This is a genomic window from Virgibacillus sp. FSP13 (assembly GCF_054048505.1).
The window spans coordinates 1-997 of the sequence record NZ_JBSVKG010000072.1; the positions used below are offsets into that span (position 1 = coordinate 1).

The following is a 997-nucleotide window of genomic DNA, read 5'->3' on the forward strand; positions in this document are numbered from 1 at the left end:
TTTTCCCAGTATTTTGTTGCTGTAATATACATCAACAGCATTAAATTGATAAAAATTGCAGTTGCTTTATTCGATTACTGCGCTCGATAACAGAATAAAATTCAACACTATCTTTCTTGTTTATTTTTCCTCCAATCATTTGTTTTTTTTGACCACTCCCAAAAAACATAAAATAAATAGAAAACTACAGAAAATAAGATGTTATGTACCCAGTGAATTTCATTATTGAAAATTAATTGGAATACTGTTCCAAAAGTAAACACAAATATTGGTAACCAAATATATTTTCTAGACATACAATGCCCGCGCAGACAAGCCAAAATATTGTTATTCCGCAAAATGGGCCTAAATTGGCAAATTGGCCCTGTTCTTTATTCCAGAAGTGCGCCTGATTGCGGAATATAGGATTCTTACTTACTTTCACATTTCAGATAATCATCAATAGACATTTTATCCTTATCATTTAATTTATGCGGTAACTCATCGGTCGAAAAACATTGCATTTTTACAGACTCCCTGTAATCAATCTTTATATCGCCACTTACGTCTTTAGTATAATAAACAGCAGTTGCCGAATATAATTCATCGCCATTTGCGACTTTTAAATAATATTCCGAACCAGAGCGCACATTGAGTAATTTTAAATTTCCCACTACTAATCCAGTTTCTTCAAATACCTCTCTTTTTGCTACTTCTTCAAAGCTTTCCCCTAAGTCCATTAAACCACCTGGCAATCCCCAGTATCCATCGTGTCTTTTTTGCAATAAAACCTCATTTTTATCATTGACAATGATAACGACAGAACCAGGTAATATAATCGGTTTATGCCCTACATACTGTCTTAGGTATTTAAAATATTCCATAGCAACTCCCCCTAGTAAAATATAAAGTTATTTGATTAAAGCGATATGTCCGATGATTTTTACATAAATACGTGAATGATTTCCACAGCAATTTGGTCCTATTCTTGAATACTTTATTAAGCAATCGTTAGCAA

At 32.7% G+C, this 997-nt stretch carries 1 protein-coding gene; it reads right to left on the reverse strand.

What is annotated here, in order from left to right; all coding sequences use genetic code 11:
* Positions 1–410 precede the first annotated feature (410 nt).
* A complete protein-coding gene (locus ACW2QC_RS20225) occupies positions 411–863 on the reverse strand; it encodes an NUDIX hydrolase (RefSeq protein WP_457545726.1) in 453 nt (150 codons plus the stop codon).
* Between the last annotated feature and the right edge of the window lie 134 nt (positions 864–997).